Origin of the sequence: Corynebacterium diphtheriae (genome assembly GCF_001457455.1) — a bacterium.
GTDB lineage: Bacteria > Actinomycetota > Actinomycetes > Mycobacteriales > Mycobacteriaceae > Corynebacterium > Corynebacterium diphtheriae.
The window spans coordinates 505,264-525,351 of record NZ_LN831026.1 but is presented as its reverse complement, the minus strand read 5'-3'; the positions used below and the strand labels follow the sequence as shown (position 1 = coordinate 525,351).

Genomic DNA, 20,088 nt, shown 5'->3' with positions numbered 1-20,088 from the left:
GCTCGCTAATCACACGCAGACGCCGCCTCCACTTAGCGCTACATGCAGGGCATACGCAGCATGTCTACGCACAAGGAGGCGTCGAAACGCATGAAACTTTTACATAAACCTCATAACAGAAAGACAAATCATGAAACTCCGCCGCAGCGTCGCTTTAGTCTCCGCCTCTCTTATCGCAGCAACCGGACTTGTTGCTTGCTCCAACTCCTCCGATAGCTCCGATCAGGCAACCGTTAAGATCGGCACCACCGACGGCTCCAAAAAGTCATGGAAGGTATTCGAGGACAAAGCCAAAGAAGCCGGCATCAAGCTCGACATTAAAAACTTCTCCGATTACTCCACCCCTAACGACGCCCTCGCACAAGACCAGCTCGACGTTAACCTCTTCCAGCACCTCAAATTCCTCGCCGAGTACAACGTCGGAAAGAATGCTGACCTCACCCCAGTAGGCGCTACCGAGATCGTTCCACTCGCACTGTTCTGGAAAGACCACACCTCTCTCGACGGCATCGAAGGCAAATCCGTAGCCATCCCTAACGACCCCTCCAACCAAGGCCGCGCTATCAACGTCCTCGTCCAAGCCAAGCTCATCACCCTGAAAAAAGAAGGCCTGATCACCCCAGCACCTAGCGACGTCGACGAGGCAAAATCTAAGGTCAAGCTCACCCCTGTTGATGCAGCTCAGACCACCACCGCCTACGGCGAAGGCACCCCAGCCATCATCAACAACTCCTTCCTCGACCGTGCCGGCATCGACCCTAAACTCTCCGTATTCCAGGATGACCCCAACTCCGCCGAAGCAGAGCCATACATCAACGCCTTCGTAACCAAAGCCGAAGACAAAGACGACGCCAACATCGCAAAACTCGTTGAAATCTGGCACTCCAAGGAAGTTCAAGACGCTGTAGCCGAAGACTCCAAGGGAACCTCCGTCCCAGTCCAGCGCACCGCCGAAGAGCTCAAAAAGATCCTCGATCGCCTCGAAGCAGACCAAAAGAAGTAACCCTTTACATCACATCAAGCCCCGTAACCTCCGCGCGAGGTTCGCGGGGCTTGGCCCCTTAAATAAGGACACGAAAAACGCCACATCGCTTCCCCACTAGACCGAGCTGTACATAATGCGGCTTTCTGCGATAGGCTGCCTGTGCGTTAACGAAAATAGAAAAGAGTTTTCCCATGAACTTCACGAAATTCCGGACAGCATTGTCGATTCTTTCCGTAAGTGTCGTTGCAGCGACCGGTTTGGTTGCATGCTCGGGCGGGTCTTCCGATGCCAACACCATCAAAATTGGTACTACGGACTCTACAAAGAAGGCGTGGGATGTATGGAAAGACAAGGCGAAGGAACAGGGCATCGACTTGGAGGTCGTGGACTTTTCTGATTTCTCCACGCCGAACCAGGCACTGTCGCAAAACCGACTCGATGTGAACTTGTTCCAGCATTTGAAATTCCTTGCGGAATATAACGTGAAGTCCAAGTCCGATTTGGTCCCCGTGGGATCGACGGAGATCATTCCGTTGGCGTTGTTCTGGAAGGGTCACGATTCTCTTGACGGTATTGAGGGGGAATCGGTGGCGATCCCTAACGATCCCACGAACCAAGCTCGTGCCATCAATGTTCTAGTGGCCAACAAACTGATCACGCTAAAGACCCCTGGGATGAGTACTCCTACCCCAGCGGACGTCGATACGGCGAAGTCGAAGATCACGCTCACGCCTGTTGAGGCGGCGTCGGCGCCTGCAGCATATGGTGAGGGCAAGCCAGCAATTATTAACAACACGTTCTTGGAGCGGTCCGGCATTGATGCTAAGACTGCGATTATCCAAGATGATCCAGCATCTACTGAGGCCGAGCCTTACATTAACGTCATGGTAACCACCAAGGAGAACAAAGATAATCCTCAGTGGGCTCAGCTCATTGAGTTGTGGCATACCGATGAGGTGCAAAAAGCTCTCGCGGAGGATTCTAAAGGTACCTCTGTGGAAGTAAAGCGTCGCCCCGAAGAGCTTCAGGCCATCCTGGATCGCCTTGAGGCTGAGGTGAAGTAAACCCCCTTAACACGAGACGGAAGCAATTACTACACTCATGAACGGAACCCGTATCGAGTTCGAAGGCATCACCAAGGTCTTCGACTCCGGTAAAAAGAACATCACGGCTCTCGACGGCGTGACCTTAACGGTCGAGCCAGGTGAGATTCTCGGCGTGATCGGCTACTCCGGTGCCGGCAAGTCCACCTTGGTCCGCATGATCAATGGTCTTGACACTCCCACCTCCGGCAAGCTGCTTCTCGACGGCACCGACATCGTCGGAATGTCTGAGAAAAAACTGCGCGACATTCGAGCGCACATCGGCATGATCTTCCAGCAGTTCAACCTGTTTACATCCCGCACCGCCGCCGGAAATATTGAGTATCCGCTCAAGCTGGCGGGCGTCGATAAGGCTGAGCGCAAGCGGCGTGTCGACGAGCTCCTCGCGTTCGTGGGTCTTAGCGACCGCGGCGGCAACTACCCTGAAGAACTGTCCGGTGGTCAAAAGCAGCGCGTCGGCATCGCACGCGCGCTGGCTAACAACCCAGCTCTCCTGCTTGCCGACGAAGCCACCTCCGCACTTGACCCCGAAACCACACATGAGGTTCTCGAACTTCTACGCAAGGTCAATCGTGAACTTGGTATCACCATCGTCGTCATCACCCATGAGATGGATGTTATTCGTTCCATTGCCGACAAAGTTGCCGTCATGGAAGCCGGTAAAGTTGTGGAATACGGCAGCGTTTATGAGGTGTTCTCGCACCCACAAACCAACGTCGCTAAGCGATTCGTGTCCACCTCATTGCGCAACACCCCCGATGCCATCGAATCCGAAGATCTCCTCGCACACGAAGGTCGCCTCTTTACCATCACCTTGTCGGAGAACTCTGGATTCTTCACCGCTGCTGCCAAAGCAAAAGACGCAGGCGCCAGCATCGGCATCGTCCACGGCGGTATCACCACCTTGCAGAAGCATTCCTTCGGCAAAGTGACCGTACGCCTCAACGGCGAAAAGTCTGTCATTGACGACTTCTACGCCTACCTCACCACCACCACCGACATCCAGGAGATCCAGCGATGACCACACACATCCTCGCCGCCGACTGGTCCCGACTCGGCGACACCTTCACCGAAGCAATCCTGGACACCCTCATCATGGTTTCCGTCACTCTCGTAGTCGGCGGACTCCTCGGCCTCGGCCTCGGCGTGCTCCTCTACACCACTCGCACAGGCGGAATCCTGCGCAACCGGTTCGTCTACACCGTCATCAACATCTTGGTGAACTTCGTGCGCCCCATCCCGTTCATCATCATGATCACCGCATTCGGGCCACTCACCCTCCGCGTCGTAGGCACCACCATCGGACGCGAAGCAGCAATGTTCATCATGTCCATTGCCGCTACCTTCGCCGTCGCCCGCATCGTGGAACAAAACCTCGTCAGCATCGACCCAGGTGTCATCGAAGCAGCCCGCGCCATGGGCGCCAGCCCCTGGAAGATCATCACCTCTGTGATCATCCCCGAAGCCCTCGGCCCCCTCGTCCTCGGCTACACCTTCATCTTCATCGCCATCGTCGACATGTCTGCAATGGCCGGCTACATCGGCGGCGGCGGACTCGGAGACTTCGCCATCGTCTACGGCTACCGCGCCTACGACTGGCAGGTCACCTACGTTGCCACCTTCGTCATCATCCTCATCGTCCAGATTGCCCAACTCTTCGGTAACTGGCTATCCAAGAAGATCATGCGTCGATAAGCACAGCACTACTCGGCGAAGGCGCCCCCGTGAGCACAGATACGGGGGCGCCTTCGCATCTCTTCCCCGCGACACCCGCCACAGGACTACCCTTGGGCGCATGCCTTACGCCTACATCATGGAACTCACGAAACATTGGATCATCGCGCATGGATTCGCGCTGGCCATCCTCGTGATCATAGGTTTTCTGATTCCCCGTATCGGCCGCCGCATCATCAACGACATGAGCCACGCCATCGACGAAGACACCGAAGCATCCAAAGGACGCAAAGCCATCATCGGAGCCATCGTCTACATCGCAGAAGCCATTGCTTATGCAGCGCTCATCATCACGGCCATGCACAACCTCGGCATCAATCTCGCGGCCGCCGCAATCCCCGCCACCGTCGTATCCGCCGCCGTTGGCTTCGGATCCCAAAAAATCATCGGAGACCTTCTCGGTGGATTCTTCATCATCACCGAAAAGCAATACGGTGTCGGCGACTGGGTGAAATTCTTCGGCTCCGCAGCCACCGTCGAAGGCGACGTGGTCAAGATGACCCTCCGCGCCACAACAATCCGCACCATTAACGGCGACGAAATCACCGTCCCCAACGGCGAAGCCCGCATGTGCGTCAACTCCTCAGCCCGCTGGGCCCGCGCAGTCATCTCCATCCCCGTGCCCATCACCGCCGGCAGCTCCATGGCCGAAATCAAAACGCGCACACTCGCCGCCGCACAACACGCAATCAACGACCCAGAGCTCTCACCCCACATCCGCAGCGACATCACATTCCAAGCCGCCACCGACGTCATCCCGCCCACAGCCATGGGCCTACCATGGACCGCCACCATGCGCCTGCTTATCGACGTCGCCCCCGGCAAACAATGGCTCATCGAACGAGGCGTCCGCGCCGCAGTCATCGACGAATGGTGGAAAGACTACGGAGAAAAAGCCAGCTCCGCAGTGGTGTTGTCGGAAGGAATCGACGATTCCTTCCGACAATTCTCCTTAGATACGCACACGCCACCAGTTTTGGACGAAGAGACTCACTCCACTAACCCACCTGCCGATCCTGATCCAGAAACCGCTCGGGCGCTTACTCACGCAGCCGAAACTATCGACCTACCTCGTACAGAAGTAATGCGAGAAATCCAAGAACAAAGCGAAGAGGACGCTCCGCCCCAGCGCTCTCATGGGTTATTGTCCTTCGGCGGCCGTGTGCGACCGTCGACAAGCATCTTGATCATCTGCCTGCTCGGTTTTCTAGCACTCGGATCTATGACCTTATCCGGTGGTGAAAACAACAAAGCTGGATGGTTGGCTCCCACGCAGACGCCAATCCCTACTGTGCCTGCGACTCCGATGAGGACGGAATCGTCGATTCCTTCCGAAAGTGTGGAGCCTTCCACGCCTTCCATGCCTTCCAGCTCCGCCGAAAGCACCATGCCTGTGCCTAGTAGCAGCCCGAGTTCGACTCCTTCGGAAACAACACTAGAAACACCAACGACTATCGACGAGCCCACTGTGGAATCGAGTTCGTCACCATCAGCTTCCGAAAGTACTACTGCGCCTTAGCCATCAACAGTGGTGTCTAGGCTCCGTTTTCCTTAACGCGATCTGCAACCCATGCGGTGCCTGTTTTAGGAGGTTTGTGGCAGGAATCGACGATTCCTGCCACAACTTCTTCCCGGAGGAACACCGTCCACGTCCTCGCCGTATGAGAATCGACGACATGAGCTTGTGCTTCTTCTATGGACTCAACGCGCAACTGTCCTAGTGTGACGGTTTCGCCTTCCTGCGCAAGCTGCTGTGCGACAGCGACCTCCGCTATCTGGCCTTTCATCGGCCAAATTCCACGTCCTCGATTGCCGGGGAGGAAAAGCTGACCGCGTTGGGCGTACCGATACATGTCAAATGCGGCAGGTTTGTTCAGTTGTCCCCATGTATATCCCCACGGCATGAGGACCATTGATGGCGCAAAACGATGCCCCTTGGTGTGGCTGCATTCCCAGACTGGGGAATCTGGAAACTCCTCTGTCAAAGCTTGCGCCATAGGCCGACCTTTAATCGCACAACAAGCATCACGTTTGGCATGGGTGCATACCAAAATGATGGGCTGTGTCTCTTGCTCCGCACCGAATTGTCGATTCTTTCCAGGCCCACTGATGTCTAATTTCAACAGGTCAGTTACATCATCGACCATGAGTTTTTCTGCAACGCCTGCACTGCCAAACACTAGGTAGGCAGTTTTCTTAGGACGTTCGATACGCCCTTCCCGCCCGTGTCGACGAATGAGGTAAAAGCCACAGCCCATCGCTTTAAGCGCTGCGCTTGTCTCTTTATCAAACGTCCCACCATCTAAGATGTCGTGACTCCACGACCCATGGTGCTCAAACAAAATGTAGGTATCTCCTACTTTTGCAGTTCCTGGTAGTGGACTTACGCGAACATCGGAGCACAGTTGAGTCATGCCTCTAGAGTACCTCCCCGAAGCACATATCATTTTGGCAACGATTTGCCGAAGTCTCTCTTCTGGCTTCCCCCTAATAGGCCATAACAGGTTACGGTAGGGATATGCATAAAAATCCCATGGACGGTTTTGCTGCCGCACTCGGCCGCGACGTTGAGGCTTCGACGAATGACTGTGCACCGGTGTTCACGCCCGCTTATCGACGCCGCACCTTGCCAACCGCACGCGCTCTCGTTGCGGTAGGAACAGCATGCCTCATGGGATTAGTTGGTTGTTCCATTGGATCGGATGCCCCCGACACTGTGCAGGGAACTGCGGGGAAAGCCTCTTTAGCGTCATCGTCTACTTCTTCCAATGCGGGTCTGACACCACTCGGGGATGCCAGCATCGAATCCAAGACTCAGCGCCCTGATATGTCGGAAGGAATCGTCACTTCTGTCCGTGTTGGGCACCATGAAACATTCGATCGTGTCGTTTTTGATTTTGAGGGCACCGGCGCACCAGGTTGGTTTGTGGATTACACCGATTCCCCAGCCCAGCAAGGTAGCGGTTTTCCTATCGAGATAAAAGGCGATGCTGCTTTGATGGTGAATATTGATGGTATTGCGCTGCCGTTCGAGCTAGGCAAACCAGATCCCCAGATTGGTGTTGTGCCAGGGGTGGGCAACATTACTGAGGTAAAAGCAGCAGGAACCTTCGAAGGTCGCTCCCAGTTTGTAGTCGGCTTGGATCGCAAACATCCTTATTCTGTGCAGATGCTTCGCGAACCTACCCGTGTAGTCATCGACATTCGCAGTCAGTCTTAGTCACTATTCGTAACGTCCTTCCGCTAGCCATCGGCCGTGTTCTTCTTCCCACGCCACGACCCATGCCTGTGCTGCAGTGTCTTTTTCTGCAACGATTTGTAATCTCGCACGCATTCCGGAATATTCGTATCGCCACCAAGCGTCATCTACAGGCCATGGCCCAGCCCAGTTCACCACTGTGTACACATCGCGACCATAGTGGAATCTTTCAGGCTCGCGGCTCAGTTGCATCGTCGCGGTGATCGTCACTGCGTTTCCCCGAGCATCTGTAAGTTTTATGTCTTCCGTGTCGACTATTACCGGTAGCGGCGCAGGTAGCGCAGCATTCCAGACTCGTTCATCAGCGTATCGACGTTCCCCCACGGGTGCCCATCCCACACAATCGGTGCTTCCCCTACCTCCTTTTTGAAAAGGTGCCACAAAAAATTCTGGCCCGACGAGCGCCTGCACACGAGCGATCATTCGTTGTTCCGATTCCTCATCGCTCTTGTTTGTTCCCCATAGCTGCGGCTGCGATGGTCGCATACATTCATAAGGCCGCAATGTCAGTTGAACGATTCCGACAGAATCGTCGATTCCTTCCGGAAAAGAGGTCAGCCATGCTTCTAGTTGCCAGCGGACGCGATCGCTGATTGCGTGGTCGCTTAGATCACCGCGGGTGCGCCAAGTGCGTTCGTGGGCTTGGTTTCCGATGACTGCAATAATTTTTATGCGGTGGCAGGTCAGACTTGCATTATGCAGTTGAGTGTGCAGCTGGGCTGCTAGTGAACGTGCTAGAAAGGAGGCTTCGTCGATACGCGTAATGGGGTCTTCGGGAGTGATGCTCACGCTGTGGTCGATTTCTGACGTGGGTGTACTCATAGTGCGCTGTGTCTGTGCTGTTGCGATAGTCCAACAGTGGTGTCCGCGTGGACCGAAACGCGTGGCGATATCGCGAAGCGATATTCGGGCGATGTCCCCGAGAGTAGTAAGGCCACATGTTTGAAGGTGCGCCACAGTGTCAGGGTCGCATTCTAAAGTCTCTTCGACTCTTAGTAATTCAGTGGGCTGGGAATCAAGATAGCGGGCAGATCCGTCTAGGGGAACGACGGCGTTACGACGTGCTGCAATGATCGCTGTCGGAATATCATCAGCAATGCCGACGAAGCTTTCCATGCCGCTTTTTGAGGTGACGTCCATAATTTTTTCTGTTGTCTTTTCTTCGCTCCCGTGGAAGGCCGCCGCTCCTTGAACGTCGATAAGCACAATACCTGGGCGAGCGATCTCGACATTCGCTGCAACCTGATCGATGTCACGAACAATGCGTTCAAACACTCGGGTATCACGTTCAGGGCTGTAGGGCACCATCGTGACGTTTTCGTCGAGGGCAAGGGCATGTTTTACTAGCATGCCCCTTCGTATTCCAGCTTTTCGCGCACGCGCATTACACACCATTACCCGCCGCTGGTCCACAATCATTACTGCACGATGGCCTTGCGCAATACCGTCACTGTATGCGGCTTGGACCGGCCAATCTGGAAACCATAAAGCCAGCGCACGCATGAGTTTCTTTAGACCACTTTCATCGTTGTTTTCTCAGCAGCAGGAGCTATGTGCTTGCCGACTATGACTCTCGAAGTTCGATAAAAACCCTTGGCTATGCCAGTGACGGTGATTTCTACAGCCTTAATACGCCCTGTCCCTTTCCCGATCCCGTGGTATCCCACCACCGCGGAAGCTAAACGCGCTGCAGGTGAAACGACATGATCTCCCATCATGATCACGCAGCCAGCATCTGATCGTAAAGAATTACGAAATCGTTGAGTTTGGAGCGGCGTGTACGTCCTAGGAGTAGGCCCTGCACGTGTGATCACAAGATCGCATCCGTGTGCAAGGGCTGTAACAACACGTAATGAGGTGCGTTCTTGCTGGGGCACAGCAAAAATCCGCTCATAGCACCCTCCGTATCCCAGCACACCCGCATAGTTAAGATCTGGCCAGCCCACAACACCTACCCTCCTACCTGAACCGCTCACTTGTGCGATAAATAAAATAGCAAGTAATGGGGCAATAGTAGACTCTACAATCATCCCCCGAGGCAGCCCACCCCACGGCAACACGTGGGACAGTGGATCAGATAACGGAATAATGTTTTTATCTGCAGTTTTACAATTAGAATCTAAAGAAAAATCCCCGCTTTTGGATATGGACTGCATGCGCGAACGAAGTAAAGAAATCCGCTCATCAACAGCCATGGAGGCAAGATCCTTCCCCACCGCAAAAGGTCGAACACTCGTTTGAATCATGTGGCTATAATAGAACCTGTGTGAACACCCCGTCAAGCCTTACGTAGCAAAGGAACTGCTAATCTTGCCCATTATGAATGGCCTATCAAGCTCAATTTCCGCAACAGCATTGCCTACGCCCATCCCCACCCCACTAACAGTGCGCTTTATCAGCTCCGCTCTCATTGCTGTAGCAGTTGCAGTCTTGACCACCAGCCTTGCACGCGAGATACAAGTAATCACGCTTCTCATCAGCGCAGGTGTCGCTTTCCTAGTTCTCTTTTCCCACCCTTATCGCAAAGAGATCCGCACATTCCTCGAAAACCGCAACCTGCACTACACCCCCAAGTTTTCCCAGGTTGTTCCCCTATTCTTCGTATGGTTAGCACTCATGCTCGCCACCTTATTAGCACCAGCCCCCTTCTGGGTTACCGCCATCGCATTCTTCATTACCTTCGGATGGATGTGGCTAATATTCCCGCATGTCGACGGCACCAGAGCACTGGCGTTCGTCGACACGCCACCGCGTACGTAACCCTTCGTAGTTTTTACTTCAGGAAGTCCTGACCAGCAACGGTTTTAGGGAGCTGCAGCGCAGGCAAATCCTTCGTAATTCGAAGCCGCCAGCTGCTCCCAGCTCACGGTAGTCCACGTGTCCGAACCGGAATCAAAGACGAAAGCAGTGGGCGCTTTGTCCGCTTCGTCGAGCCTTCTTGCCTGCAAGTCTCACTAATGATGTAAGAATCAATCCCCTGCCCCCTTCAAAGAATCAGGCGTAAGGCTCTTCTCCTCAGACATTCCAGAGTTCCAACCACCGATAAAAATATCTGGGGGTTTAGCAACGACTGCTTCAAAAGAAGGCGAACCTTCCACAACATCTGCTGCAGCACCAACCGACAACACCATCGAAATAATGTTGGCATCATTGACAAACAGATTGTCTGCCTGCGCATAAGTCACCCCCTTACCACAGTTGGTAACCGTCACACCATTATCAGCCGCACTTTGTTGAGGCTCATCCGATTGACCACAGCTAGTAAGCACTACAGAGGCACTCAATACAGGAACAAGCAGAGGGAAAAGTTTAGATTTCACGCGAAAACACTCCTTTTGGGGATCGCAACACGAAGGAAGCGTCGATAAGCATGCTTCTGCCATCAAGCCTTACGCATGTGCCCCCGCCTGCTTAGAACGCGAAACAAACGAAAACCAGCCCCAACTGCGCGCCGCACGTCCCCCACGCGCTAATCCAAATCGTGCGACTGTGCCCACCGAGAAAGCGCATGACGATTCGACTGCTGTGTCTTGCGCAAAATATTCGACGCATGCGTTTCGACGGTCTTCACCGAAATGAACAACTCCGCCGCAATCTCTTTGTAGGTATAACCACGAGCCAACAACTTCAAAACCTCCAGCTCCCGGCGCGTCAACGCATCCACAATAGGATCCGCAACCGGTTTACCTTCCTCAACAGCGCGATCAGATTCTGGAGCATTGACCACACCAGCACCAACCGGATCGGGGCGCGCGAAGGCATCCAAAACAAATCCAGCGAGTCGTGGCGAAAACACTGCATCGCCATCATGGACTCGGCGAATAGCATCGACTAATTCTGCACCCGAGATCGTCTTGGTCACGTAGCCCCGAGCGCCAGCACGGATAACCGAAATTACGTCCTCGGCGGCATCCGAAACACTTAGTGCAAGGAATCGACGATTCCTTCCGATACCTTGCTGCGAAAGGATGCTGCGTACAACAGCTACGCCGCCACCATCGGGCATGTGGACGTCGAGAAGCACCACGTCTGGGTCTGTGGCGTTGATGCCGGCAATGGCGTCGGCGACGGTTCCCGCCTCGCCAACAATATCGACGGCATCGCTAATTTCTGCTTTCACACCAGCCCGGAAAACACTGTGGTCATCGACGAGGAATACTTTCATGCCTTCTATTGTCCGTCAAAAGGCATTCGAATCACGACTTCCGTGCCGTTATTGGAGGTGATTTGTGCTTCACCGCCACAGCGTTGCACTCGAGCGATAATGGAATCACGCACACCGTGACGGTCTTCAGCAATTGCATCCAAATCGAACCCAGGACCTCGGTCACGCACATAGATTTCCACGTTGTCAAAACACTCGGCATAGACGTCGATACTAGGAACTCCTGCATGTTTGGCAGCATTGACCATCGCCTCTCGAGCAGCAAAAACTGCAGCGTGCGTGTTGTGGTCAATAATGCGATCTTCGCCCACCGTGACAGGATGAACAGTCACGCCAAACATGTCTTCGACCTCTCCACAGGCCCGTTCAATCGCAGCGAAAAACGAGACATTATCACGGGGAGCAAAAAGCCATTGCCGTAATTCACGTTCTTGGAAGCGCGCAAGTTTTTGTACCTCCGCTTCGGTGGAACGCTTTTGAATCAACGCCAGTGTTTGCAGGACGGAATCGTGAATTCTTGCCGCAATCTCCGCACGTTCATCTGCTGCAGCGCGTTGTCGGCTTTCTTCGGTGTAACGACGCCACATCTGCAAGCCAAACGGTACAGCCAACGCGGAAACCCCTAAAAGAGTAAGCGCAACAGCAAGCAGTGCTACCCCGAAGCCACTATCGCCACCCCATTCCACGGTGGCAAGAACGATACCGGTAAAAACGAAAACTGTTCCCACAGCAATAATGACAATCGAATATTTGGAATTAAAGCGGTCGTATGCGATCCACGACAGCACAATGCCGATGGCACAAATGGTTAGGGAAAGCAGCAACGGCGTGGAAATTCCTAGGAAAGAATTGGCGATTCTTCCCGTCAACACCGCGCCTGCGAACGCGGCGAAGACTAGAAGCCAGTTGGTCAGCGTGGCTGATGAGCTTTGATCTGTATATATTGTGGTGTCGGCATTATGGCCATTATGGGTAGTGCCAGCGTTATCTTCCGATTCCGGACGCGTCGGGATGAAAAGCCACACGGCGACGTAAAAGAGGATGCCGATTCCGTTAACAAAAGATAACAGTGCGAGAACCCAGCGCACTGTCACAACTTTGACGCCTAGATAGTTGGCGAGTCCTGCTGCGACACCGGCGACTATGCCGTGGGAGCGGTCGCGGTAATAACGGGGAAAAGCTGGCTGCATGTGGATTATTGTTGCATGTGCCGTGGCCACGGGCACATAGGGGATGTCCCTGAATGTTCAGGGTTTTTGTTTTTAAGGGTGAAGTTCAGGGCTATCCCTGATGTGGGGAGGGCGCGGTGGTCGGCACAATGGGGGTCATGGAAACAACGTGGAAAAACATGTGGGATACTCGCCCAGTTCGACTGCCTAGAGATCAGGGCGGCAATGCCAAGATTGCTGGTGTGTGTGAGGGAATCGGTGTGCGGTATCAGATCGATCCCACTTTGATTCGTATCCTTTTTGTTCTCCTGCTGTTTTCTGGCTGGGGACTGGCACTGTACTTAGTGGCGTGGCTGACTATGCCGAAGTATTCAATGCGCTACTCGCCGTGGGAATTGGTTGTACAGAACACCTCTTCCGCAGGGACAGTGGGCGCAACTGGGCAGCCGATGTCGGATGCAGAAAAACAACAGAAGCAGACTGGTTGGGTGCTGATAGCGTTTCTTCTTTTCATCGCGTTTACTACGGCGTGGGGAGATGTGTTTCGGTTCTCTAGTATTGCGGCAATAGCTATATTCGGTGCTAGTTGGTATCTGTTGCATCAGCGCACTCCGATACCACCGGTGGGTTTGTTGTTCCCCACGGATAGGGAGCCAGGCCCTCATGCTGAGGGGTTCTCCACCGCAGCCGACTCTTCTGCGCCAACGGTAGATTTAAGTGGTTATTCTCCCGTGCAAGGGCATGCTACACCGGTCAGTGGTGAGCAACCTCCCGCATGGGATCCGCTAGGAGCAGCTCCGTTTGCTTGGGATTTGCCGGATCCTGCTGAGCAGCCGCAGCCGAAGAGGAAGCATCGTACGCCGTGGGTGATTGGATTGGTAGCGTTGCTATCTGCTGCCGCTATTGGTTGTGCCGCTGTTGTGTTTGCGTTCGTGGGTATAGCTCCGTGGGTGTCTTCGGAGTCGGTGGGCAGCGTTGAGATGCGCCCCGCTACCAGCACGGAGCTTGCGGATGAGTACACCACCGATGTGGGCGATATTTTGTTAGATTTGCGCGATCTTCACAAGCTTGACCGCGATCGTGAGGTTGTTGTTCAATCAACCATCGGCGATATTGATGTTCGCTTGCCTGACGATATCCGCACCACTGTTACCTGCAAGAACAAGGTGGGCAGTTCCTCTTGCCCGCCGGATACCGTCAATAGTAAAGCCGATGGCAGCACGCTTCGTCTTGTTGTCATCAATGACATCGGGGATATCAGCGTCTCTTAAAACCTTTTCGGGTTGCGGCTATGCCTCGAGCTGGGCACGGATCTCCTCGCAAAGATTGCCCAGCTCATACCAGTCGTCCTCATCAATGCCGTGGGAGAAGAGATAATCTTCCGGCGCAAGCGCATAGTGTTTTAGCGCCATGGTGATGGGAAGCAGCTCGTCGGTGGCGGCGTCGATACGCATGAAACGATCCTCCGGGCCCCCAATCCGCGCGATACTAAACCGCCCCACTTTCTTCGATTCCAGCACTAACACCGCTAAATCGATGACAAACTGAAACGCCGAGTCAAAATGCCATCCATCACCATCAAGTGAAGCCTGTGTGTAATTACCGCTGAGCTGCGCGAGCTGAAAGTCTTGGAAAATCTCTGAGGTGGGAAGGACTTCACGATTCTTTCCAGCAAGATACTGCGCCAGACGCTGACTATCGGCGCTATCGCCAAAGTACTTTCCCCAGTACTGATCGATAATCATCGCGAAACCTCCATGCATCACTCTTAACTACTGCCCAGCACACTACTACGTGACCCCACTACGCAAGCACACGCAACAGTGTATAGGCTCACACCCCCACTACCCCCTACACTGATAAGAGTGACTTCCCCCGACCCCACCACCATCCCCACCATCCTGCGGCTTGTCGAAAATATCTGGCAAGGCCAACCAAACCTCAGCCTCGTCGCAATCCTCGACATCCTGTGCAATCATGGCCTCGATTGGGACAGCACCCCCCTCCGACACCATCGCAGTTCTTCGCGCCTACCTCGACGATTTTCCCACCACGCTTAGCGAGGACACCCTAGCAAGCGGCCGCACCTTCCGCATCCGCACCACCTCCCCCACCTCGGAATTCATCATCTGCGGGCATCGCATAGCCGCCCTCGGCAACGCCCCCACGACGTGGGAATTCGAGCACCTCACCCGCGCAGAAATCCACCAACCACTGCGTATCGACGCCCACCGCTACGGCGTCATCACGCACATCGACAACCTCGGAGATCTCACCCCCGCCACCGCCACGAGTCTCCTCGTCACGCTTGCGCCTTTTCTTCACGACGCCCCCACGCTCGTGCTGAGCAATGCCAGTACGCGGAAAGTCATCGCCTACACAACAAAGAATCGTCGGAAAGAATCGTCGATTCTTTCCGGAAATCTCATCAAATATGCGATCGGCGGGCGTTGTGTTGTGGCATCGCCGTCAGGGGAGGTTGTGGATTTAGGTGAGGTGGTGTCAGTAATGGCGGTGGGTTAACAAGCACGAAGCCCCCACGCTGTGCAGTGGGAATTGCTGCATATGTGGGGGCTTGGTGTTGGAACTGTGTGGGGATTATTCCCACTCGATGGTTCCTGGTGGCTTGGAGGTGCAGTCGAGGACGACGCGGTTGACGTCTGAGACCTCGTTGGTGATACGTGTGGAGATTTTCTCGAGCACGTCGTAGGGCAGTCGGGTCCAGTCTGCGGTCATGGCGTCTTCGGAGGAGACGGGGCGTAGGACGATGGGATGTCCGTAAGTGCGGCCGTCGCCTTGGACGCCGACGGAGCGGACGTCGGCAAGCAAAACTACTGGGCACTGCCAGATTTCGCTGTCGAGGCCAGCTGCGGTCAGCTCGGTGCGGGCGATGAGGTCGGCTGCGCGTAGTGTTTCGAGGCGCTCTTCGGTGACTTCGCCGATGATGCGGATGCCGAGGCCGGGGCCTGGGAAGGGCTGGCGGTTGACGATTTCTTCAGACAGACCGAGTTCGCGACCCACTGCGCGTACTTCGTCTTTGAACAGTAAGCGTAGTGGCTCGACGAGTTGGAATTCTACGTCGTCGGGCAGGCCACCCACGTTGTGGTGGCTCTTGATGTTGGCGGTACCAGAGCCGCCGCCGGATTCTACAACGTCTGGGTAGAGGGTGCCTTGGACGAGGAAGTCCACGGTGGAGCCTTCGGGGGCGTCGTCGAGAATGCCGGCGACTGCGCGTTCGAAGGAGCGGATGAATTCTGCGCCGATGGCTTTGCGCTTAGCCTCTGGTTCGGTGACACCTGCGAGCTTGTTCAGGAATGCTTCGCGCTCGTCAACGGTGACGAGTTTTGCACCGGTTGCGGCGACGAAATCGGTTTGGACCTGTTCGCGTTCGCCTGCACGCAGCAAGCCATGGTCGACGAATACGCAGGTGAGGCGGTCGCCGATGGCGCGCTGGACGAGTGCTGCTGCGACTGCAGAGTCAACACCACCGGAAAGACCACAGATAGCGCGGCCTTCTGGTCCGACCTGTGCGCGGACTGCGTCGATAAGCTCTTCGGCGATGTTGGCTGCGGTCCAGTTTTGCTCAAGGCCGGCGATCTCGGTGAGGAAGCGCACCATGACTTCTTGGCCGTGTGGCGAGTGCAGAACCTCTGGGTGGTATTGCACGCCTGCCATGCGCTTTTCGGCGCATTCGAAGGCTGCGACGGGTGCGCCTTCGGAGTGGGCGGTGACAACGAATCCCTCTGGTGCAACGGAGACAGCGTCACCGTGGCTCATCCATACTTTGTGGGTTTCTTCGAGGTCAGCGTGAAGAATGCCGCCATCGACGGTCATTTCGGTGCGACCGTATTCACGGTTGCCGGTGTTGGCCACGGTGCCGCCTAGGGCGTGGGTCATAGCTTGGAAGCCGTAGCAGATGCCGAAGACGGGGATGCCGAGTTCGAGAACCTGTGGGTCAAGCGATGGTGCGCCGTCGGCGTAAACCGATGATGGGCCACCGGACAGGATCAACGCCGCTGGGTTTTTGGCCTTGATTTCTTCAACCGTGGCGGTATGCGGGACGACCTCGGAGTAGATGTTAGCTTCGCGCACACGCCGAGCGATCAGCTGGGCGTATTGCGCGCCAAAGTCTACAACCAAGACTGGATTGTGTTTTTGGGAAGTTTGCTGCGTCACGGCCAAAATCTTACCTGACGTGCCCGCATAATCCCTCACTGTCTGTCATTTTCCTGCGTATCGACGCCCCCAGCACCCCGTCTACACAACATGGCCGGTAATTGTAATCGACGAGTAGAACTCGCTGACATCGCGGATTCCTACTTCTAGAAACACCAGTGGCGTGGTGTCGGGGAGGTTGTTTTGGCTGCGCGTTTCCGCTTCTTTGCGTTCGTAGTCTGCGGGGTGACGTCGATAATGCGGAGTGTGCAACCACGGCCATGCGGGTGGTGCAGGCAGAAACGCGAATTCTTTCCGGACGTTCGATCATGTTGGCCAACGGTTATGTAGATAAAAATTAGGGTAATGACGAAAATTCGGCGGTTGCCGCCATGGTTGCTGGCGTGCGTCGTTGGGTGCGCAGGGGCGCCTATCGACCATAACGTGACCGCGCAGGCACCGGATTGATGATCGACATTGGTTTTGAAGATACCCGTGACGATGAGGGCTACGGCGAGGATGACACCGACGAGAGGGCGAGATCGGGCGACCCAGCTGGGTGTCATTCCTGTTATTGCGCAATATGCTGGGGTGCTTGTATCTGTCCTACTCGCTACTGCTTTCCACTTGCAGCTCCGTATCCGACAGTGCAAGTGATTAATCCAATGAAGCCGCATCCGATCGCTATTTCTTGCGGTAGTGACAGTATCAACAAAACGCAGCTAGCTACGTAAGCAAAAGTTGCAATGAAGAACCACCACGCTGCGGCTGTAGATCTATATCTGACCAGAGGGTGATTTGGTCTGGAACTATAAGCAGCTGGTATAGCAGTAGCGCAAAGGATAGCCGCGCAAATCATCACGGAGAGCGGAAACCAAATACTACCCAAAATTCCTCAACTTAATAACAGCAGCAAGGACGGCACCTGCGAACTTTAGGCGCATCGCCTGACTGCTAAGCGCACCCAATACAGGGCCTCCAGCGCAGCCGAAGATAGCATTCAAAACCCGATCAGGTGGCGGAACGTTCGAATTAGCTTGATGCACCATTGCTTGCAACGCTGAAGGAACGAGACTTGACAACGCCCCCTTAGCACACCACGCGACTCCAGCAAGAGCAAGTGCTGCAACTGCGGGCAATGCTCGAGGCTGCGGTCCAACGACAGTGCAGGCATCAGCCTCTTCGGCTGGGAAAGCCTCTTCGGCACCGGAAACCTAGACCCCATCGGAGTCGCCTTCGTCCTCATCGCCGGATTCTTCTGGGGCATGTACATCCTCGCCAGCGCCAAAGTCGGCAGACTCATCCCCGGCAGCGGAGGACTCGCTCTCGGCATGCTCATCGGCAGCCTGATTCCACTCCCCCTCGGCGCCGTCAACCTTCCCCTCTTTTTCACAAGCTCCCACCTCATCGCGCTTGCCATCGGCACCGCAATCCTCGCCTCCCTAATTCCCTACTCCTTCGAAATGGCCGCGTTACGACGTCTCCCCTCCGCCATATTCGGAATCCTCTGCTCCCTCGAACCCGTCTTCGCAGGCTTCTTCGGCTGGCTACTACTCCACCAACCCATCAGTACCATCAGCGTGATCGCCATGGCGCTCGTCATCACCGCCAGCGCGGGAACCACAATTAATGCGAACCGGAAAAACACGCCAAAAGTTTCTGTCACGCTCAACGAGACGACCTAGCATAAACTAAGGAGCATATTTCACGACGTGACACTAAGACCGGAAAGAATCGACGATTCTTTCCGCGTGGACTATTTCAGTGTGATTCGTGAGGAATGGCCGCAGGTGCAGCAGCGACTAGAACAGCGCGTCGATACGCTACTGGCGCGCACGCGCAACGAGTAACTTCAGCACGGCAACAATAAGAACCACTAGGCTCAGCCCTGCGGTCATTCCAAGGATCAAGAACACTAAGCCAACAGTCCATAGGCCGGTCGCATCGGAAGGCATTGCCATTCCGGACCAGCCGCCGGCGTAACCAGCGATCGCACCCCACGTCGCTGGAACAGCACGCATGAGTATCGACGCCCACCGCCACGTGCACCACACTGCCCACGCGACCATCAGCGCACCCGATATTGCTACCTGTATCGGCGAATACTGCGAAGAATTTCCCCAGCTCATGGTGAGGATCCAGTTCACAAGTCCGACAACAATGCCCCATGCCATGTCGCTTGCTAGCTGCCGGCGAGCATTCCGAGGAACGCGCACCATGGCCCACAAGTACCCAGGCAGTGCTAACACCACGATCACCGTCACTGCTGCCACTATCATGACCATCAATCTAATACATCAGAACTAGCCACGTTCTTATTTCGAGCAATAAGGAAAAGCGCAGGCAAAATAAGTACTGCGTTGCCCACAGCCATCACTGCAGCCATGACGACGACTCCCCAATGGTCAGCAACAAAACCAAGCAGGAATGCGCCAGCCGGAATAAGAACGCGATCAGTTTGAGAAATCCCAGCGAAAAGTCCCTTGTGTTCATCGGGTGCCAGCAGCAGCGTTGCTGTGCGGTTCGAGGTGCGATACAACTGCCCAACGAATCCCAAAAGACACACACAGACTGCACCTAAAATAATCATCTTCGGTAACGCCGCGACCACCGCAAGAAAAACAGTAGGAAGCGTCAACGCAATCGCAGCCCCCACCGCCAACACTGCAGGCGGGGTGGCTAAAACTTTCTTCATCAACACCGCACCGATCACTGCGCCCACGCCACCAGCAGCGGAAAGGATGGCAATGCCCCGCTGCGCATCATCAGCAAACAACGTATGTGCGATCACCGGCATCATCGCAGTATAGGGAAAGACACACAACATGGGACCTGCAGCGATCACAAGCTGCGCACCTAGCCGTGGGTGATCACCGACCACACGAATAGCTGTACGCCACGGGGTTGCAGCTGACGAAGACGGCGCAGCCGCAGGAGGCGTCGATACGCGAGGCAACGCCAACGACGACACCGCCGCCACCGCATACCCTGCCCCACACAACGCCACCACCAGCGCCGAACCGCCCGCCGCCATCAACACGCCGGCAAGCGCAGGGCCAACAACCAGCGACAATGTGATCACCAACGACAACGACGCCATCGCCGACATCAACTCACCCGAACCACTCATCGCAGCAACCGTCGCATTACGAATAGCCGGCTCAGCCGACGTCACCGCAGCACGCACCGCCACCGCAACAACCACCATCCACACCCCGCGTATCGACGCCCCCTCACCCTGCACATACATCACGCACGCCATCAGAACCGTCATCACGGCACCCACTGACAACACCACCGCCAGCAACCGAGTCGGCTCCACACGATCTGCACGTGCCCCCAACCACGGGCCCGCCACCGCGAGCGGAACAAGCCGCGCCAACGTCACAGCACCCACCATCGCCGACGACCCCGTAGCGTGAAAAACCCACCAATTTAACGCCACCAACTCAGCAGCAGCAGAAATACGAGACACCAGCGCCTGGCCCACCATGAGCCGAATCGCTGAACGCATCCTC

At 55.3% G+C, this 20,088-nt stretch carries 21 protein-coding genes and 1 pseudogene; 11 read left to right on the top strand and 11 right to left on the bottom strand.

The window, feature by feature from the left end; translation table 11 throughout:
• Positions 1 to 130: 130 nt before the first annotated feature.
• The 5 genes from AT687_RS02640 to AT687_RS02620 all read left to right on the top strand — a co-directional run bounded on the left by AT687_RS02640 (position 131) and on the right by AT687_RS02620 (position 5,341).
• Complete coding sequence (locus tag AT687_RS02640) at positions 131 to 1,003, top strand: MetQ/NlpA family ABC transporter substrate-binding protein (protein ID WP_014318722.1); 873 nt, start codon at positions 131 to 133, stop codon at positions 1,001 to 1,003.
• Between the two features lie 173 nt (positions 1,004 to 1,176).
• Positions 1,177 to 2,049: a MetQ/NlpA family ABC transporter substrate-binding protein gene (locus tag AT687_RS02635; protein WP_014316424.1), complete on the top strand. Its 873-nt coding sequence runs from the start codon at positions 1,177 to 1,179 to the stop codon at positions 2,047 to 2,049.
• 37 nt (positions 2,050 to 2,086) lie between these two features.
• Positions 2,087 to 3,109 carry a methionine ABC transporter ATP-binding protein gene (locus AT687_RS02630; protein ID WP_010934418.1) on the top strand — a complete coding sequence of 341 codons (1,023 nt, stop codon included), beginning with the start codon at positions 2,087 to 2,089 and terminating at the stop codon, positions 3,107 to 3,109.
• Positions 3,106 to 3,783: a methionine ABC transporter permease gene (locus AT687_RS02625; protein WP_004566952.1), complete on the top strand. Its 678-nt coding sequence runs from the start codon at positions 3,106 to 3,108 to the stop codon at positions 3,781 to 3,783. Before AT687_RS02630 ends, AT687_RS02625 begins: the two co-directional genes overlap by 4 nt.
• A 100-nt stretch (positions 3,784 to 3,883) precedes the next feature.
• The gene (locus tag AT687_RS02620; protein WP_014317625.1) at positions 3,884 to 5,341 is read left to right on the top strand and encodes a mechanosensitive ion channel family protein; all 1,458 of its coding nucleotides are present in this window, start codon (positions 3,884 to 3,886) and stop codon (positions 5,339 to 5,341) included.
• A 16-nt stretch (positions 5,342 to 5,357) separates the two neighbouring features.
• On the opposite strand, the gene AT687_RS02615 is transcribed toward AT687_RS02620, so the two are convergent.
• Positions 5,358 to 6,236, bottom strand: coding sequence for a sucrase ferredoxin (locus AT687_RS02615; RefSeq protein ID WP_014317624.1), 879 nt, complete (start codon positions 6,234 to 6,236; stop codon positions 5,358 to 5,360).
• Positions 6,237 to 6,340: 104 nt separating this feature from the next.
• On the opposite strand from AT687_RS02615, the gene AT687_RS02610 reads away from it, so the two are divergent.
• Complete coding sequence (locus AT687_RS02610) at positions 6,341 to 7,042, top strand: AMIN-like domain-containing (lipo)protein (RefSeq protein WP_014317623.1); 702 nt, start codon at positions 6,341 to 6,343, stop codon at positions 7,040 to 7,042.
• Positions 7,043 to 7,045: 3 nt separating this feature from the next.
• Here the strand turns inward: AT687_RS02610 and AT687_RS02605 are convergent, their stop codons facing one another.
• Positions 7,046 to 8,584: a Y-family DNA polymerase gene (locus AT687_RS02605; protein WP_074513116.1), complete on the bottom strand. Its 1,539-nt coding sequence runs from the start codon at positions 8,582 to 8,584 to the stop codon at positions 7,046 to 7,048.
• Between the two features lie 8 nt (positions 8,585 to 8,592).
• Positions 8,593 to 9,276 (bottom strand): hypothetical protein, encoded by a 684-nt coding sequence (locus AT687_RS02600; RefSeq protein ID WP_014317621.1) that lies wholly within the window; start codon positions 9,274 to 9,276, stop codon positions 8,593 to 8,595.
• A 124-nt stretch (positions 9,277 to 9,400) separates the two neighbouring features.
• On the opposite strand from AT687_RS02600, the gene AT687_RS02595 reads away from it, so the two are divergent.
• Positions 9,401 to 9,841, top strand: a complete 441-nt coding sequence (locus tag AT687_RS02595; RefSeq protein WP_014317620.1) for a hypothetical protein — start codon at positions 9,401 to 9,403, stop codon at positions 9,839 to 9,841.
• 209 nt (positions 9,842 to 10,050) lie between these two features.
• Here AT687_RS02595 and AT687_RS02590 read toward each other — a convergent pair whose 3' ends face one another.
• The 3 genes from AT687_RS02590 to AT687_RS02580 form a co-directional block, all read right to left on the bottom strand.
• Entirely contained in the window at positions 10,051 to 10,401 is a 351-nt protein-coding gene (locus tag AT687_RS02590) for a TroA family protein (RefSeq protein WP_010934411.1), read from the bottom strand.
• Positions 10,402 to 10,550: 149 nt separating this feature from the next.
• Positions 10,551 to 11,246, bottom strand: coding sequence for a response regulator (locus tag AT687_RS02585; protein ID WP_004566936.1), 696 nt, complete (start codon positions 11,244 to 11,246; stop codon positions 10,551 to 10,553).
• A gap of 5 nt (positions 11,247 to 11,251) precedes the next feature.
• Entirely contained in the window at positions 11,252 to 12,472 is a 1,221-nt protein-coding gene (locus tag AT687_RS02580; RefSeq protein WP_014316420.1) for an ATP-binding protein, read from the bottom strand.
• A 92-nt stretch (positions 12,473 to 12,564) separates the two neighbouring features.
• Here AT687_RS02580 and AT687_RS02575 point away from each other — a divergent pair, with 92 nt between their 5' ends.
• Positions 12,565 to 13,686, top strand: a complete 1,122-nt coding sequence (locus AT687_RS02575) for a PspC domain-containing protein (protein WP_014301471.1) — start codon at positions 12,565 to 12,567, stop codon at positions 13,684 to 13,686.
• Positions 13,687 to 13,704: 18 nt separating this feature from the next.
• Here AT687_RS02575 and AT687_RS02570 read toward each other — a convergent pair whose 3' ends face one another.
• Positions 13,705 to 14,160, bottom strand: a complete 456-nt coding sequence (locus tag AT687_RS02570) for an imm68 putative immunity domain-containing protein (protein ID WP_014317618.1) — start codon at positions 14,158 to 14,160, stop codon at positions 13,705 to 13,707.
• A 232-nt stretch (positions 14,161 to 14,392) separates the two neighbouring features.
• On the opposite strand from AT687_RS02570, the gene AT687_RS02565 reads away from it, so the two are divergent.
• Positions 14,393 to 14,938: a hypothetical protein gene (locus AT687_RS02565; RefSeq protein WP_014317617.1), complete on the top strand. Its 546-nt coding sequence runs from the start codon at positions 14,393 to 14,395 to the stop codon at positions 14,936 to 14,938.
• Positions 14,939 to 15,013: 75 nt separating this feature from the next.
• Here the strand turns inward: AT687_RS02565 and guaA are convergent, their stop codons facing one another.
• A complete protein-coding gene (gene guaA, locus AT687_RS02560) occupies positions 15,014 to 16,591 on the bottom strand; it encodes a glutamine-hydrolyzing GMP synthase (RefSeq protein WP_041740616.1) in 1,578 nt (525 codons plus the stop codon).
• Positions 16,592 to 16,737: 146 nt separating this feature from the next.
• Positions 16,738 to 17,136, bottom strand: a complete 399-nt coding sequence (locus tag AT687_RS12585; protein WP_041740442.1) for a hypothetical protein — start codon at positions 17,134 to 17,136, stop codon at positions 16,738 to 16,740.
• Positions 17,137 to 17,736: 600 nt separating this feature from the next.
• Here AT687_RS12585 and AT687_RS02545 point away from each other — a divergent pair.
• Together AT687_RS02545 and AT687_RS12385 are read left to right on the top strand one after the other, a co-directional pair.
• Positions 17,737 to 18,255: pseudogene (locus AT687_RS02545) on the top strand (EamA family transporter); the annotation flags it as partial.
• 27 nt (positions 18,256 to 18,282) lie between these two features.
• Positions 18,283 to 18,420, top strand: a complete 138-nt coding sequence (locus AT687_RS12385; protein WP_155520098.1) for a hypothetical protein — start codon at positions 18,283 to 18,285, stop codon at positions 18,418 to 18,420.
• Here AT687_RS12385 and AT687_RS02540 read toward each other — a convergent pair.
• Both AT687_RS02540 and AT687_RS02535 read right to left on the bottom strand, forming a co-directional pair.
• Positions 18,394 to 18,855, bottom strand: coding sequence for a hypothetical protein (locus tag AT687_RS02540; RefSeq protein WP_041740437.1), 462 nt, complete (start codon positions 18,853 to 18,855; stop codon positions 18,394 to 18,396). The genes AT687_RS12385 and AT687_RS02540 overlap by 27 nt on opposite strands.
• Entirely contained in the window at positions 18,855 to 20,084 is a 1,230-nt protein-coding gene (locus AT687_RS02535; protein ID WP_014318716.1) for an MFS transporter, read from the bottom strand. Before AT687_RS02535 ends, AT687_RS02540 begins: the two co-directional genes overlap by 1 nt.
• Positions 20,085 to 20,088 lie beyond the last annotated feature (4 nt).